We start from the raw sequence: 15,414 nt of genomic DNA, 5'->3' as shown, positions 1-15,414 counted from the left end.
CGCCGCGCCTCAGGCGGCGCTGCGATCGGTGGCGGGCGCCGGGCTGTGCTGCGTGAGGCGGCGCAGTGCGGCGACATTGGTCGCGACGGAAGCCATCCGGCACCGCGCCTTGCCTTCGGATTTCGCCTCGTACAGCGCGGCGTCGGCGGACGCCAGCAGCTGTTCGGCCTCGGTGCCGTGCTCAGGCGACACCGCGATGCCGACGCTGACGCCGACCTCGGCCGAGATGCCGCCCGCGAGCTGATAGGGCATCGTGACGGTCTGGATGATGCGCTGGCCGGCCGTGAGCGCCTGTTCCGCCGTGACGCCGCTGACCAGCACCACGAACTCGTCGCCGCCGAGCCGTGCGATTACCGCGGTTTCGGGCAGCGCGCGCCGCAGCCGCTCCGCGGTCAGCATCAGCACCTGGTCGCCGGCGGCGTGGCCATAGGTGTCGTTGACCGGCTTGAAATTGTCGAGGTCGAAGAACAGCAGCGCAAAGGGCCTGCCATTCCCGGCGGGAGCCGCCAGCTTCGTGTTCAGCGCCGCGACGAAGCCGGCGCGATTGCGCAGGCCGGTCATGGTGTCGTGATGGGCAAGATGGCCGTTCTCGCGCTCGGCGCGCATGGTGGCGATCAGCATCTTGTTGAGACGGAAGGCCGCCACCGTCATCGCCGTGAGATACAGCGGCACCTGCATGACGACGATGAAGAGCAGCGGCTCGCCGGCAAGGGCCGCGCCCGGAACGATCGGGCCGAGGCTGAGCAGGATCATGGTGCCGGCAAGGCGCGGGGCGCTGAAATTGCGGAAGCAGATGCCGCCGACCATCGCCGCCGCCGATAGCGAAGCCAGCAGCGCAACCACCCAGTCGCCGCTTGCGAGGCTGATCAGGATGCCGAAGCCGACGCTGGTGCTCCAGGCGACTGCAAGCAAGAGATGCAGATCGGTCGGGGTCGGCCGCTGCTCGCGCGCGGCGCGATGCGCAACCACGAGTACGGCGAGGCGCGAGAGGCAGATGACGAGTTCGAGGACGACCCAAGTGATGAACAGCGCGGTCGGCTCGCGGATCGCGATCACGGCTGCGACTGCGACCGTATTGACCGCGCCAGCCGCAAACACCGGCAGCGAGCCGTAGAGATCCCCGATCAGCGCCGCGCGGATGTCGTCAGGTACGCCCGGTCCGGCGTCGGCGAGCCAGCGCGTCACGCCCCAGCGCGGCTGGCTGTATCGTCCTTTTTCGGACTGCATTGTTCTTGCCTCGTACTTTCACCGCGCAACTGACCCGGCCGGGACCTAACAGGCGTTTAAGGCCGGCCCCGATCGCGCGGCGTGATTGACGGCAGGTAAACCCGGTGGGCGATCGCGTCGCAGAAATACCGACGCGGGAGGTCGCGATGCGGCTGTTGCGTTACACGGCGAGGAGCTGTTGTTCGGCCGCGCCGCCGGCGCGCTTCGGCTTCTTCGCCTTGGCCGGTGCGAACAGATTGCTGGCGGCAAGGCCCGCGGTGTCGGCGACAGCCGGATCGCACGACACCATGGCGGCGACGATGGCACCGTCGATCAGAAGCGCGAGCTGGTGCGCCAGCACGGCCGGCTCGGCCGCGCCCATCTCGCCTGCGAGCTTCTCGATATGCGCCAGCACCACCTTCTTGTGCTTCAGCGCGATGTTGCGGAACTGCTTGGCGTCCTTGTCGTGCTCGGCGACCGCGTTGATGAAGGGGCAGCCGTAGAAGCGCTCCTCGGCGAACCAGGTCTTCAGGGCAGGGAAGATCCGCGACAGCTTGGTCTGCGGATCGCCACCGCCGGCCTCGATCGCGCCGATGAACCATTCGCGCCACTGGCGGCCTTCGCTCTCCAGCACCGCATGCACGAGGTTGGTCTTCGAGCCGAACAGCTTGTAGAGCGTGGTCTTGGCGGTTCCGGCCTCGTCGATGATCGCATCGATGCCGGTGGCGTTGATGCCGTTCTTGCAGAACAGATGGGTTGCGGCGTTCAGCAAGCGCCCGCGCGCCGATTCATCGTCGCCGGCGGTGAACGCCGCGGCAGGTTTTTTCTTCGCAAGCGATTTGGCCATGCGCGGCAGTAAATCGGAGCGCGGCAGAATCATCAAGTCGCATCTTCATGCCCCTATCGATGCGCTGAAAATCATCGCGGTCGCGCGCCATTTGCTTGGCGATTGAGCAGGCCGGCACTGATCAATCCGCAGGCAGCCCCGCTTAAGCGCCTGCGGGATTTCGCCTTTTGGTTTGCGGCGGGACTGGCACGCTTCGTGCAGGAAACAGACCGTTCGGTATCCTGACCAATTCCATCGCTCCCAGGGAGAAAACTGATGACCGCTGTCGCCCAGAAAACCGCACTGACCGGCTGCCTCGCGCCGATCGACAGAGGCGGGCTCGAGCAGCTGATTGCCAACGGCAAGGCCAACCCGAAGGTGATCAAGACCTTGAAGTGCAAGACGGTGGCCGAGGGCAAGTTCCGCCACGCCAACTACATCCGCAACCTCGCGCCCTACATCGTCGACGAGCCACCGGGCCTGCTCGGCGACGACACCGCGCCCAATCCCTCCGAGGCCTCGCTCGCCGCGCTTGGCTCCTGCCTCGCTGTCGGCCTGCACGCCAACGCCGTGCATCGCGGCTGGATCGTCAACAAGCTCGAGCTCGAGCTCGAGGGCGATCTCAACATCACCGCGGTGTGGGGCACCGGCGACGTCAGCGAGAAGCCGGTCGGCTTCACCGACGTCCGCGTCAAGGTCGACATGGAGTGCGAGGGGGTCTCGCAGGCCGAGATCGACGCGCTGGTGGCGCATGTGAAGAAGTGGTCGCCGGTCGCCAACACCTTCACCCGTCCCGTCAATCTCGAGGTCAGCGCGTAAGCGCCCGACCGGCAATTCAAGGTGCGGAGATCATCCATGGGTTCACTGGCTTTGTCGCGGGTCGCAGCTCAAGATCCCGCACCAACCATTGCGGACGAGGTTGCCCGCCTTGCCCGTCAGGAGCTGGCGCCGCTCGCAGCCGCGGTCGATGCCGGCTCGGTCTATCCCGGCGAATTCCTGCGCCGGCTCGGCAAGGTCGGCGCCTGGAGCAGCCATGTGCCGCAAGAGGGTCCTGCCGACCTGCGCTGGGCCATCCAGTCGATGGCCGCGCTCGGCGAGGTCTGCGGCGCCACCGCCTTCATGGCGTGGTGCCAGAACACGCTGGTCTGGTACGTCGCCAATTCCACCAACATGAAGCTCGCCGCGCGCTTCGGTGACTGCTTTGCCCGCGGGCGCGCGCTCGGCGGCACCGGGCTCTCCAACCCGATGAAGAGCTTCTTCGGCATCGAGCGGCTGAAGCTGAAGGGCCGCAAGGTAGAGGGCGGCTACATCGTCCGCGGTGCGCTGCCCTGGGTGTCGAACCTCGGGCCCGGCCATTACTTCGGCACGATCTTCGAGCGCGAGGACGAGGGCGCCAAGGGCGAGCCGGGCGGCATCGCAAGCGGCGAGCCGGGCAGCATCGCAAGCGGCGAGCTGGGCAGCACCGTGATGTTCCTCGCCGACTGCTCCGATCCCGCGATCACGCTGACGCCCTGCAAGCCGTTCCTGGCGATGGACGGCACCGGCACCTATGGCGTCCAGTTTCGCGACGTGTTCGTGCCGGACGAACTGATCCTGGCCGAGCCGGCTGCGCCGTTCGTCAAGAAAATCCGCGCCGGCTTCATCCTGTTGCAGGCCGGCATGGGCCTTGGGCTGATGAAGGATTGCATCAACATCATGGACGAGGTCCATGCGCCGCTCGGACACGTCAACCGCTATCTGCCGCAACAGCCGCTGCAATTCCGCGAGCTCCATGCCGAGTTCGAGAAGGAGGCGATGGCGCTGGCAAGCGATCCCTACAATGCCGATGACAGCTATTGGCGCCGCGTCGTCGCACTGCGACTGCGGATCGGCGATGCCAGCGTCGCATTCGCACATGCCGCGATGCTCCATTGCGGCGCGCGCGGCTATCTGATGAGCCACCGCGCCCAGCGCAGGCTGCGCGAGGCCTATTTCGTCGCCATCGTCACGCCCGCCACCAAGCAGCTGCGCAAGATGCTGGCGGACGGCTGAAGCATGATCCGGAAAAGTGGAAACCGGTTTTCCCTCGCGACAAACGCGGAACGCGTTTGCGCGGAGATCATGCTCAAACAAGTTCGGGACCACCACAACTGCAACCACAGACAGGAGAGGCTGCCATGACGGACGTTCTGATCACCGCCGGCGAACTTGCCGAGCTCGTCAAGAAAGACCCGTGTGTCATCATCGACACGCGAAATCCGGATGCCTATGCGGCCGGCCATTTGCCCGGTGCCGTCAATGTGCATGACGTCTTCACTTTCCTCGCGACCTCGACGCCGGAGGGCATCTACGAGCTCAAGACCAAGTTCGCCGACGCGTTCGGCGCCGCCGGTCTCTCCGGCAAGGAGACCGCGGTGATCTACGAGCAGTCGATGAATTCCGGCTTCGGTCAGTCCTGCCGCGGCTACTACCTGCTGACGATGCTGGGCTATCCCAGGATCAAGGTGCTGCATGGCGGCTTCGATGCCTGGAAAGCGGCCGACCTGCCGGTGACCACCGACGTTGCGGTGCCGGCGAAGGCCGCCTTTGCGATCGTACCGGAGGCCGGCGATATCATGATCGACGCCAAGGCGATGCTGGCGGCAGTCGGCAAGCCCGGCGTTGCGATCCTCGATGTGCGCGACGTCGACGAGTGGATCGGCGAAAGCTCCTCGCCCTACGGCAAGGATTTCTGCCCGCGCAAGGGCCGCATTCCCGGCGCGGTGTGGCTGGAATGGTACCGCATGATGAAGCCGACCGCCGAGGGCCCGCGCTTCAAGTCGAAGGATGAGATCCTGGCGGAATGCGCCACCGTCGGCATCTCGCAGACCACGCCGGTCTATCTCTACTGCTTCAAGGGCGCGCGCGCCTCGAACACCTTCCTGGCGCTGAAGAACGCCGGCGTGAAGGACGTACGGATGTACTTCGGCTCCTGGAACGAGTGGTCGCGCGACCCGTCGCTGCCGATCGATGAGGGCTTGCCGACCGCGGCCGTCGTCACCGGCAAGGCGGCATAGAACCTGCATGTTTGTTGGTGTCCGGCGGCGCAAAACGCGGCCGGACACCGATCAATGAACCGGATCGCGGAGCTCTCCGCGTTTCGGTGCGACAATGGGGCGCAGTATGTCCATGTCAGATGATCCCTTCGACGCCGCCCGCGTGCTCACGCGATCGGGTTGCGCCTGCGGCTGGCATCGCTCAGCCGCCGAGCATGAGCGGGCCGCGCGCACGTTGCGCTGCGAGCCGGTCGCCGACCTCAGCGAACAGAAGCGTTACGAAGGCATCGTCGCGTCGGCGGTGATGCGGGCGGTGTTTCCGCAGGATGTCGCGCGCCGCGCTTTCCTGAAATCGGTTGGCGCCGCGACGGCGCTCGCCGCGCTGTCACAGTTCTTCCCGCTGAAGACGGCGACAGAGGCGTTCGCCGACGCCGGACCGCCGGAGAAGAAGGACCTCAAGGTCGGCTTCATCCCGATCACCTGCGCGACCCCGATCATCATGGCGGCGCCGCTCGGCTTCTATGCCAAGCAGGGCCTCAACGTCGAGGTGGTGAAGACCGCCGGCTGGGCGGTCATTCGCGACAAGACCATCAACAAGGAATACGACGCCGCCCACATGCTGGCGCCGATGCCGATCGCGATCTCGCTCGGCCTTGGCGCCAACGCCATCCCGTTCACGGTCCCTGCGATCGAGAACATCAACGGGCAGGGCATCACGCTGGCGATGAAGCACAAGGACAGGCGCGATCCGAAGGACTGGAAGGGCATGAAGTTCGCCATTCCGTTCGACTACTCCATGCACAATTACCTGCTGCGCTATTACCTCGCCGAGCACGGGCTCGATCCGGATACCGACGTGCAGCTTCGCTCGGTGCCGCCGCCTGAGATGGTCGCCAATCTGCGCGCCGACAACATCGACGGTTTCCTCGCGCCCGACAATATCTGCCAGCGCGCGATCTATGACGGGGTCGGCTTCCTGCACATCCTCTCCAAGGAGATCTGGGACGGCCATCCCTGCTGCAGCTTTGCCGCCAGCCGCGAGTTCATCACGACGGCGCCGAATTCCTTCGCGGCGCTGACCCGCGCGATCGTGGATGCCACCGGCTACGCGGCGAAGGCCGAGAACCGCAAGCAGATCGCGGAAGCGATTGCGCCGGCCAACTACATCAACGCGCCGGTGACGGTGCTGGAGCAGGTGCTGACCGGCACCTATGCCGACGGGCTCGGTGGCGTGAAAACCGATCCGAAGCGCGTCGATTTCGATCCGTTCCCCTGGCAGTCCTTTGCGGTGTGGATGCTGACGCAGATGAAGCGCTGGGGCCAGATCAAGGGCGACGTCGACTACAAGGCGGTCGCCGAGCAGGTCTATCTCGCCACCGATACCAAGAAGGTGATGGCCGAGATGGGCCTCGCGCCACCCGCCACCTCGTACAAGTCGTTCTCGGTGATGGGCAAGAGCTTCGATCCGGCCAAGCCCGACGATTATCTCGCGAGCTTCAAGATCAGGAAATCGTCGTGACGGGCGAGGCTTTCTCCACGGTGTCGTCCCTGCGAAAGCAGGGACCCATACGCCGTGCTCTCTCGGTTAGGCGCGCGGGGAGACACTCAGCGCAACAATTGGGGCCGGTGGTTATGGGTCCCTGCTTTCGCAGGGACGACGCGGGGAGGGAGCGCGCGTGACCTTCTCCCTTCGCCTTCGCGCCGCGATCGTCTCGATCGCGCTGCTCTGCGCCTTCCTCGGCGCCTGGCACCTCGCCACCCGCAGCAGCGGCACGACGGCGGCCATGAGCCCCAAATACGCCAGGCTGATGGGGCTGACCGCGACGCAGGGCAAGTCGGCGATGCCCGGACCGCTCGATGTTGGCGCCAAGCTGTGGGAGCATCTGAAGCGGCCGTTCTACGACAATGGCCCGAACGACAAGGGGCTCGGCATCCAGCTCGCCTATTCGATCGGGCGCGTCGGGCTCGGCTATCTGATCGCGGTCGTCGTCGCGATCCCGCTCGGCTTCATGATCGGCATGTCGCCGCTGATCAGCAGGGCGCTTGATCCGTTCATCCAGGTGCTGAAGCCGATCTCGCCGCTGGCCTGGATGCCGCTCGCGCTCTACACGATCAAGGATTCCTCGATCTCGGCGATCTTTGTCATTTTCATCTGCTCGGTGTGGCCGATGCTGCTCAACACCGCGTTTGGGGTCGCGGGTGTGCGCAAGGAGTGGATCAACGTCGCGCGCACGCTCGAGGTCGGCACCATCAGGCGCGCCTTCACCGTGATCCTGCCGGCGGCGGCGCCGACGATCCTGACGGGCATGCGGATCTCGATCGGGATCGCCTGGCTCGTGATCGTCGCCGCCGAGATGCTCGTCGGCGGCACCGGCATCGGCTATTTCGTCTGGAACGAGTGGAATAACCTGTCGATCACCAATGTGATCATCGCAATCCTCTTGATCGGCCTCGTCGGCATGCTGCTCGACCAGGTGCTGGCGCGGTTCACGCGCATGGTGACGTTTCCGGAGTAGCGATGACCGACAGCCGCATTGCAGCCACTTCACCTCGCCCCGCCTGCGGGGAGAGGTCGATCGCGAAGCGATCGGGTGAGGGGGAGTTTCCGCGAGTCTATCTGCCGCCGTGCTCGCGGAGGAAGCCCCTCACCCCAACCCTCTACCCGCGAAGAGCGGGGCGAGGGAGCGCAGTCCATTCGTGGAGCTACCGCGGATGACCGACAAGTTCATTTCGATCGAGGGCATTGCGCGGCGCTATCCCGGCGCCGGCGGCGGCGTCACCACGGTGTTCGAGAATTTCTGGCTGTCGATGGCGCGCGGCGAGTTCGGCTGCGTGATCGGCCATTCCGGCTGCGGCAAGACCACGGTGCTGAACATCCTCGCCGGCCTCGACGAGCCGAGCGAGGGCACGGTGATCGTCGACGGGCAGGGGATCGAGGGCACCAGCCTCGACCGCGCTGTGATCTTCCAAAGCCATGCGCTGCTGCCGTGGCGCACCGTGTCGGGCAATGTCGCCTATGCTGTCAGCTCGAAATGGCGCAAATGGGACCGTGCGCGGGTGAAGGCGCATGCGCAGAAGTTCATCGATCTCGTCGGGCTCACCGGCTCCGAGCACAAGCATCCGTCCGAGCTCTCCGGCGGCATGAAACAGCGCGTCGGCATCGCGCGGGCGCTGTCGATCACCCCGAAGATCATGCTGATGGACGAGCCGTTCTCGGCGCTGGATGCGTTGACCCGCGGCACGCTGCAGGACGAGGTGCGGCGGATCTGCCTGGAGACCGGGCAGACCACCTTCATGATCACCCATGATGTCGATGAGGCGATCTTCCTCGCCGACAGGATATTCCTGATGACCAACGGTCCCGGCGCCGTGCTGGCCGAGATCGTCGAGAACCCGCTGCCGAAGGAGCGCGGCCGCATCGACCTGCACCGCCATCCCTATTACTATGCGCTGCGCAACCATATCGTCGATTTCCTGGTCAGCCGCAGCAAGAGCTTTGCCGCCGAGATGACCGGTCACGATCCGCGCCACGTGCCGACGGTGCGGCCCGGCGTCGGCGAGCCGGTGATCGTCTCGCCGCCACGCGCCATCGAACTCAATCCCGCGCAGAGCGCTGCGCGCTGAAGCCCAAGGAGGAAACCTGATGAAACGCGAAGACCTCACCGAGAAGCTGCTCGACATCAAGCGCGAGAAGGGCTGGAGCTGGAAATACATCTGCGAGAAGGTCGGCGGCTATTCCGATGTGCTGATCACGGGCGCGATCCTCGGCCAGATGAAATTGACAAAGCCGCAGGCGGCGAATGCCGGCGAATTGTTCGGGCTGTCGAAGGCCGAGATCGCGATGCTCAACGAGGTGCCGATGCGCGGCACCGGCACGCCGATGCCGCCGACCGATCCGCTGATCTACCGCTTCTACGAGATGGTGATGGTCAACGGCCCGGCCTGGAAGGCGCTGATCGAAGAAGAATTCGGCGACGGCATCATGTCGGCGATCGACTTCGACATGGCGCTGGAGCGCGTCGCCAATCCGAAGGGCGACCGCGTCAAGATCACCATGAGCGGCAAGTTCCTGCCGTACAAATATTACGGCGCCAGCGGCAACGTGCCTGAATACGGCTTCAAGGAAGAGTAAGGCGAGGGGCGAATGGCGAGTAGCGAATGGATTCCTGCCCATTCGCTACTCGCACCTCACCAATCGCTACAGGATCGTGCCCGGGTTGTAGCGAGCCGCCTCAGGCTTGGCCTTGGCCAAAGCCTCGACCTGCTCGGCGAAGAAATCGACCTGGGCGCCGGCGTCGCCGGAGTTGGCGCGACCCTGGTCGAGCACGTGCTGCAACTCGGCTGCGCTCAAGCCAAGACGCTTGTCGGCGGCGAGGCGCTGCAGCAGATCGTTCTGCACGATCTTGCCGGTGCGCAGGTCGCCGATGGCCGCGACGGCATGCTCTTTGATCGCCTCGTGGGCGCCTTCACGGCCCGCACCCTTCTTGACCGCTTCCATCATCACCGTGGTGGTCAGCAGGAAAGGCAGATAACGGTTGAGCTCGGTCTCGACGACGGCTTCGAACACCTCCATCTGGTCAAGCACCGTGAGCAAAGTTTCGAGCAGGCCATCCATGGCGAGGAAGGCATCGGGCAGCATGACGCGGCGGACGACCGAGCAGGAGACGTCGCCTTCGTTCCACTGATCGCCGGCAAGGCCTGCGGCCATCGCGAGATAGCCCTTCAGGATCACATGCAGGCCGTTGATGCGCTCGCAGGAGCGGCTGTTCATCTTGTGCGGCATCGCGGAGGAGCCGACCTGGCCCTTGGCAAAACCTTCGCTGGCGAGTTCGTGGCCTGCCATCAGGCGGATGGTCTTGGCGAAATTGCCGGGCCCGCTGGCGAGCTCGGTGAGCACGCTGACCGCACGGAAGTCGAGGCTGCGCGGATAGACCTGGCCGACGGCATCGAGGGCCTTCGGCAGGCCGAGGTGAACGAGGACGCGCTGCTCGAGCGCGCGCGCCTTGCCGGCATCTCCGTTGAACAGGGTGATCTGATCGAGACGGGTGCCGACCGCGCCCTTCAGGCCGCGGGCGGGATAGGTCTGCAGCACATTGACCAGGCTCTGATGCGCCAGCAGCATCTCCTCGCCGGACATGGCGATGCGCTTGCCGAGCGTCGTGACCTGCGCGGCCACGTTATGGGTGCGCGCGGTGAACGGGATGTCGCGCAATTGCTTCGCGCGCGTGGCAAAGCGGATGAGTGCGGCGATGCTCTTGGTCTCGATGAGCTGCAGCGCGCGGTAGACCTGCAATTGCTCGACGTTCTCGGTGAGGTCGCGGCTGGTCATGCCCTTGTGCAGGTGCTCGTGACCGGCGAGCTCGCAGAACTCCTCGATGCGCGCCTTGACGTCGTGGCGGGTGACGCGCTCCCGCTTCATGATGGAGGCCAGGTTGATCTGGTCCTTGACGCGCTCGTAGCTTTCGATCACGCCATCCGGCACCGCGATGCCGAGATCGCGCTGGGCCTTCAGCACGGCGATCCAGTAGTCGCGTTCGAGGCGGACCTTGCCTTCGCCACTCCAGATGGCGCGCATGGCGGGCGAGGCGTAACGTTCGGCGAGGACGTTGGAAATGTGATCTTGGGACATCCCGCTCTCTTGGCATTGCCTGAGGCTGGCTGCAAGCCGCGACCTGCGATGAATCGTCAGGTCTGGTAACGCTCGGCCGGGCTTGCGGTGCTGGCGCCAGCATACCAGATTCTAGAAGGCGCCGCCTCGGGCAATCCGGGGCGGCGCAGGCATGCTTCGCCCCGCGTCAGAGCGAGAAGGTCACTGCGGCGGGTCCGCAGCTCAGGCCGGCCGTGTTCGGCACGGCCGTGTCGCTGGTCCAGTTGTCCTCGCCGTCGGTCGTCTTGTACAGGAACTGGCCGTTGGGCCCCTGGTGCAGGACGTACAATGTGTCGTTGAACACGACCGGCGCGGCATTGCCGAAATTGCCCGGCGTGTCGGGGACCTGGCGGTCGGCTCCCCAGCTGCCAATGCCGTCGAACCGCTTGAAGAAGAAGAGACCCGTGGGGTCGTTGAAGAACAGGTAGATCCAGTCCTTGTAGGAAGCTGCGCCCGGACCGTTGCTGAGGCCTTCCGTGCCGGCAACCGGATTGCTTCGCCAGGTGCTGCGGTCGAAGGTCGCGTACCAGAAGCGGTTCATGTTGCCGGGTTCGCTATAGCCGGGCCCGCGGCCGAACACGTAGAGCGTGTCGCCGCGCACGACCGCGGCCGGGGTGTCGACGTTCTGGTAGGCGACGGAGATGAGATGGTTGGTTCCGGATGTGTTGATCTCGGGTCCGAAGCTGGTGCCGTCGTAGGTCTTGTACATCAGGTCGGACTGGCCGGGATTCGAGTACAGCAGATAGATCAGGCCGTCATACACGGCGGCCGCCACGCCGCCGCCGACGCCGGCCATGTTGGGCACCTGGGCTGCCGCCGTCCACAGCTCGCCGTCATAGACCCTGTAATAGAGGGACTGGTTGATCGGATAGAACACATACAGGTTGGTGTTGAAGACGACGGCTGCCGGCGTGTTGCTGATCCAGGTGTTCCCCGGCATCGGGACATCGCCGCTCCAGGCCTCGCCGTTGAAGACGTTCGTAAGAAATTGCGGACTGTTTCCAACGCCCTTGTGCAGGGAAAACAACCAGCTCTTCATTTTGGAAATCCCCCATCGCGACGAGACGCCGCCTCTGATCATCGGTGTAGATTGAATCGACGTGCGCAGGATCGATTGGAATGAACTGATCGTACGCCTGCGCCCGTCGTGTTCTACGTCCGATTCACCGATGGTTGTGTGAAGCTGTTCACTCACCCTGGAGGAGGAGACCATATATGTCGTGCGCAGACTGAGAATCGCGGCCGCTCAAGGCACGCCGCGACGTGAGTGGCGACTTGTCGGGAGACGGATTTCGAGGAGATGAGAGAAGCGCGAATAGCGAATGGATGCTTTCCGATTCGCCATTCGCTGCTTCCTATTCGCCTTTCGCTGCGGCGAATGCCGCGCGGACCTCCTTCACCGGCGCCATGTCGCGGACGAAGCTGAATGCGCCGTTGTCCTTCATCTCGCGGGCACAGCGCAGGAACGCAGCCAGCGCGTGGCGCTGCATCGCGCCGCCGACGCTGATGCGCTTGACGCCGGCGGCGGCGAGTTGCTCGACGGTCAGGGTCGGATCGGCAAAGCCCATCACGAGGTTGAACGGCTTGTTGATCGATGACACCATGGTCTTGATGGTGGCGAGATCGTAGAGGCCCGGCGAATACAGCACGTCGGCGCCGGCGGCCTCGAACGCCTGTAGCCGCTTGATGGTGTCGTCGAGGTCCTTGCGGCCGTGCAGGAAGTTTTCCGCCCGCGCCGTCAGCGTGAACGGGAAGGGCAGCGCCCGTGCGGCCTCGACCGCGGCCTGGACCCGCTCCACGGCGAGCGTGAAATCGTAGATCGGGCGCTGCGGGTCGCCGGTCGAATCCTCGATCGAGCCGCCGACCGCGCCGGCCTCGGCGGCGAAGCGGATCGCCTCGGCCGCGAGCTTCGGCATGTCGGCGCCGCATTTTTCCAGATCGGCATTGACGGGCAGGTCGGTGGCCTCGGCGATCACCCGGCAATTCTCGATGATCTCGTCGAGGCTGACGGTCGAACGGCCAAGCGTGTTGGCGAGCCCGAGGCTGGTGGTCGCCAGCGCCTCGAAGCCCATGGATGCGAGCAGCTTCGCCGTTCCGGCGTCCCACGGATTTGGAATGATGAAGGTGCCGGGCCGCTGATGCAGCTCGCGAAACCGTGCTGCCTTGTCCGCCTGGGTGCGCATGTGAACTCCTGCTGTTGTCAAAAGCGACTGAAAGCAGCGATAGGGCGGTTTCGCCCATCAGACAAATTTGTTATTTCTCTCGATATCATCAGCTTTTTGCATGGGGAGGGCGATGGACAGCGACGCGCTCAACACGTTCCTGGTGGTGCATCGGCGCGGCGGGATCTCGCATGCCGCCAAGGCGCTGCACCGCTCGCAGCCGGCGATTTCGCGGCGCATAGCGCTGCTCGAGCAGGAGCTCGGGGTGCCCCTGTTCGAGCGGATCGCGGGCAAGACGCGGCTGAGCGATGCCGGGCGGGTGATGGTGCCCTATGCCGAACGGGCGGTGGCGGCGGCGCAGGATGCCGAGAACGCGGTGCGCGCGCTGCTGCGCGGCAATTCCGGCCCGGTGGCGCTGGCGGTGACCGGTACCCTCGCCGGCGAGCGGCTCTCGAACGTATTGAAGCGCTTTGCCCGCCGGCACCCGGACGTTGCGCTGACGCTGCGCACCGCGACCAGCGCCGAGGTCAGCGACCTGATCCGGCGCGGCGAGGCGACGATCGGGTTGCGTTACGACCGCGACCGCTCGCGCGACCTCGATTGCGAGGTGCTGTTTGCCGAGCCGCTCGGGGTGGTCTGCGCGCCGGACCATCCGCTGGCGGGACGCCGGGTCGGCAAGCTTGCCGATCTCAGGGATGAGCGCTGGATCGCCTTCCCGGAGGTGCCGGGACGCCGCGAAATCACCGCCTCGCACGTCTTCGCCCTGTTCCTGACGCACGGGCTCGGCGAGGTCGCCTGGACGCCGGTCGACAGCCTGACGGCGCAGAAGCGCCTGGTCGAGGCCGGGCTCGGGATCGCGCTGCTGTCACAAAGCAATGCGACGGAGGAATTGGGTAGCTCGAGGATCGCGACGATCCGCGTCGGCGATCTCGCCGCAAGCCACGAGGTCGTCGCCGTGACACGGCACGGCGGCTTCCTCAGCGCCGCCTCACGCCGTCTGCTCGACATCCTCCGTGCCGACTTCACCAAGGCGAGGGGCACAAACACGTCGCGCCGGAACGGTGTCCGGCGCGCGTAAAAGTCGACTTGGTAGGGTGTACCGGGAACTCAGCTTCCCGCCTTGACCTGCGCCGCGGCCACCGCCAGCAGCTCGTCCATCTTGGCGCGGATATCGCGCTCGGTGGCGGGTTGCCCCTTGGCCGTGAGGTCCTTCAGAACCTTGTGCAGCACGTCATTGTCGCCGGCTTCCTCGAAGTCGGCGGCGACCACTTCCTTGGCATAGGCGCTGGCGGCATCGCCCGTGATGCCGAGCTTCTCGGCCGCCCACAGGCCGAGCAGCTTGTTCCGGCGGGCTTCAGCCTTGAACTTCTGCTCCTCGTCGAGGGCGAACTTCTTCTCGAAACCTTCCTCGCGCTTGTTGAATTCGCTCATGGCTGAAGTTCCAATTCCCTTGCTGAATGAGGGCCGCCGCGCGTTGCGGCAACCCCTGTGCCTGCCTAGATAGGTGGGAGGAATCGGCAAGACAACGAGCCGTTAAGCCGCAGGCAAAACTGGCGGAATCGGCCCTTTATGATAGGGCGGTATAAGTGCCCTCAAGGGGGCACTATCGATTGTGCTGGATGGGCCAATCGGATAGGTTGCCAACAGGCATGGTTCTTGTTCTGTTTCCAATTGGATTGCCCAGGTTCCAGGCCTCCGCGGCAGCTCCGTCGTGGGTCGTAACCCCAAGTCATCCGGAGCACCCAAATCCATGGATTTCAACAAAACACGGTACATCCCAATGAGCCGTCGACGCCGTATTTATGAAGGCAAGGCCAAGGTGCTTTACGAAGGCCCCGAGCCGGGAACCCTGATCCAGCACTTCAAGGACGACGCGACCGCGTTCAACGCCAAGAAACACCAGGTGATCGAGGGCAAGGGCGTCCTCAACAACCGGATTTCGGAGTACCTGTTTCAGCACCTCAACGACATCGGGGTGCCGACCCACTTCATCCGCCGCCTCAACATGCGCGAGCAGCTGATTCGCGAGGTCGAGATCGTGCCGCTCGAGGTGGTGGTGCGGAACGTCGCCGCCGGCTCGCTGTCGCAGCGGCTCGGGATCGAGGAGGGCACCCAGCTGCCGCGCTCGATCATCGAGTTCTATTACAAGAACGACCAGCTCAACGACCCCATGGTGTCGGAAGAGCACATCACCGCCTTCGGCTGGGCGACGCCGCAGGAGATCGACGACATCATGGCGCTGGCCATCCGCGTCAACGACTTCCTGACCGGCCTCTTCCTCGGCATCGGTATCCGCCTCGTCGACTTCAAGATGGAGTGCGGACGGCTGTTCGAGAACGAGATGATGCGGATCATCGTCGCCGACGAGATCTCGCCGGACTCCTGCCGGCTGTGGGACATCAAGTCGAACGAGAAGCTCGACAAGGACCGTTTCCGCAGGGATCTGGGTGGCCTGCTCGAGGCCTACACCGAGGTCGCCAAGCGGCTCGGCATTCTGATTGAAAACGAGCGGCCGGCCGGTAGCGGCCCGGTGCTGGTGAAGAGCTAAGCTGAAGGGAC

The 15,414-nt window shown here is 65.0% G+C and carries 15 protein-coding genes; 9 read left to right on the top strand and 6 right to left on the bottom strand.

The genetic code is table 11. The features are described from left to right. Positions 1-9 precede the first annotated feature (9 nt). Together Q2M23_RS26355 and Q2M23_RS26350 are read right to left on the bottom strand one after the other, a co-directional pair. Positions 10-1,227: a GGDEF domain-containing protein gene (locus Q2M23_RS26355; protein WP_316397556.1), complete on the bottom strand. Its 1,218-nt coding sequence runs from the start codon at positions 1,225-1,227 to the stop codon at positions 10-12. A gap of 160 nt (positions 1,228-1,387) precedes the next feature. Continuing rightward, positions 1,388-2,053 (bottom strand): TetR/AcrR family transcriptional regulator, encoded by a 666-nt coding sequence (locus tag Q2M23_RS26350; protein WP_168854940.1) that lies wholly within the window; start codon positions 2,051-2,053, stop codon positions 1,388-1,390. Positions 2,054-2,308: 255 nt separating this feature from the next. On the opposite strand from Q2M23_RS26350, the gene Q2M23_RS26345 reads away from it, so the two are divergent. From Q2M23_RS26345 to cynS, 7 genes are all read left to right on the top strand, one after another. After that, a complete protein-coding gene (locus Q2M23_RS26345; protein ID WP_038385944.1) occupies positions 2,309-2,851 on the top strand; it encodes an OsmC family protein in 543 nt (180 codons plus the stop codon). Between the two features lie 36 nt (positions 2,852-2,887). Further along, the gene (locus Q2M23_RS26340; protein WP_316397555.1) at positions 2,888-4,063 is read left to right on the top strand and encodes an acyl-CoA dehydrogenase family protein; all 1,176 of its coding nucleotides are present in this window, start codon (positions 2,888-2,890) and stop codon (positions 4,061-4,063) included. Between the two features lie 125 nt (positions 4,064-4,188). Next, positions 4,189-5,067 (top strand): sulfurtransferase, encoded by an 879-nt coding sequence (locus Q2M23_RS26335; RefSeq protein WP_316397554.1) that lies wholly within the window; start codon positions 4,189-4,191, stop codon positions 5,065-5,067. Positions 5,068-5,173: 106 nt separating this feature from the next. Continuing rightward, a complete protein-coding gene (locus Q2M23_RS26330) occupies positions 5,174-6,565 on the top strand; it encodes a CmpA/NrtA family ABC transporter substrate-binding protein (protein ID WP_316397553.1) in 1,392 nt (463 codons plus the stop codon). A 157-nt stretch (positions 6,566-6,722) separates the two neighbouring features. After that, complete coding sequence (gene ntrB / locus Q2M23_RS26325; protein ID WP_316397552.1) at positions 6,723-7,562, top strand: nitrate ABC transporter permease; 840 nt, start codon at positions 6,723-6,725, stop codon at positions 7,560-7,562. 196 nt (positions 7,563-7,758) lie between these two features. Continuing rightward, positions 7,759-8,670 (top strand): ABC transporter ATP-binding protein, encoded by a 912-nt coding sequence (locus tag Q2M23_RS26320; RefSeq protein ID WP_316397551.1) that lies wholly within the window; start codon positions 7,759-7,761, stop codon positions 8,668-8,670. Positions 8,671-8,689: 19 nt separating this feature from the next. Further along, on the top strand, positions 8,690-9,178 hold the full coding sequence (cynS, locus tag Q2M23_RS26315) for a cyanase (RefSeq protein ID WP_316397550.1): 489 nt from the start codon (positions 8,690-8,692) through the stop codon (positions 9,176-9,178). 66 nt (positions 9,179-9,244) lie between these two features. Here the strand turns inward: cynS and purB are convergent, their stop codons facing one another. From purB to Q2M23_RS26300, 3 genes are all read right to left on the bottom strand, one after another. Continuing rightward, positions 9,245-10,675, bottom strand: coding sequence for an adenylosuccinate lyase (gene purB / locus Q2M23_RS26310; RefSeq protein ID WP_076828436.1), 1,431 nt, complete (start codon positions 10,673-10,675; stop codon positions 9,245-9,247). A gap of 166 nt (positions 10,676-10,841) precedes the next feature. Further along, positions 10,842-11,732, bottom strand: coding sequence for a hypothetical protein (locus Q2M23_RS26305; RefSeq protein ID WP_316397549.1), 891 nt, complete (start codon positions 11,730-11,732; stop codon positions 10,842-10,844). Between the two features lie 316 nt (positions 11,733-12,048). Further along, on the bottom strand, positions 12,049-12,876 hold the full coding sequence (locus tag Q2M23_RS26300; protein ID WP_316397548.1) for an isocitrate lyase/phosphoenolpyruvate mutase family protein: 828 nt from the start codon (positions 12,874-12,876) through the stop codon (positions 12,049-12,051). 112 nt (positions 12,877-12,988) lie between these two features. Between Q2M23_RS26300 and Q2M23_RS26295 the strand changes: the two genes are divergently transcribed. Further along, positions 12,989-13,933: a LysR family transcriptional regulator gene (locus Q2M23_RS26295; protein ID WP_316397547.1), complete on the top strand. Its 945-nt coding sequence runs from the start codon at positions 12,989-12,991 to the stop codon at positions 13,931-13,933. Positions 13,934-13,962: 29 nt separating this feature from the next. Here Q2M23_RS26295 and Q2M23_RS26290 read toward each other — a convergent pair whose 3' ends face one another. Beyond that, positions 13,963-14,286: a DUF1476 domain-containing protein gene (locus Q2M23_RS26290; RefSeq protein WP_050387668.1), complete on the bottom strand. Its 324-nt coding sequence runs from the start codon at positions 14,284-14,286 to the stop codon at positions 13,963-13,965. Positions 14,287-14,635: 349 nt separating this feature from the next. Here Q2M23_RS26290 and purC point away from each other — a divergent pair, with 349 nt between their 5' ends. After that, on the top strand, positions 14,636-15,403 hold the full coding sequence (purC, locus tag Q2M23_RS26285; protein ID WP_016843454.1) for a phosphoribosylaminoimidazolesuccinocarboxamide synthase: 768 nt from the start codon (positions 14,636-14,638) through the stop codon (positions 15,401-15,403). Positions 15,404-15,414 lie beyond the last annotated feature (11 nt).

It is taken from the genome of Bradyrhizobium sp. 33ap4, assembly GCF_032654765.1.
GTDB classification, from domain to species: Bacteria; Pseudomonadota; Alphaproteobacteria; order Rhizobiales; family Xanthobacteraceae; genus Bradyrhizobium; species Bradyrhizobium australafricanum.
This window is presented reverse-complemented; position numbering and strand designations above follow the sequence as displayed.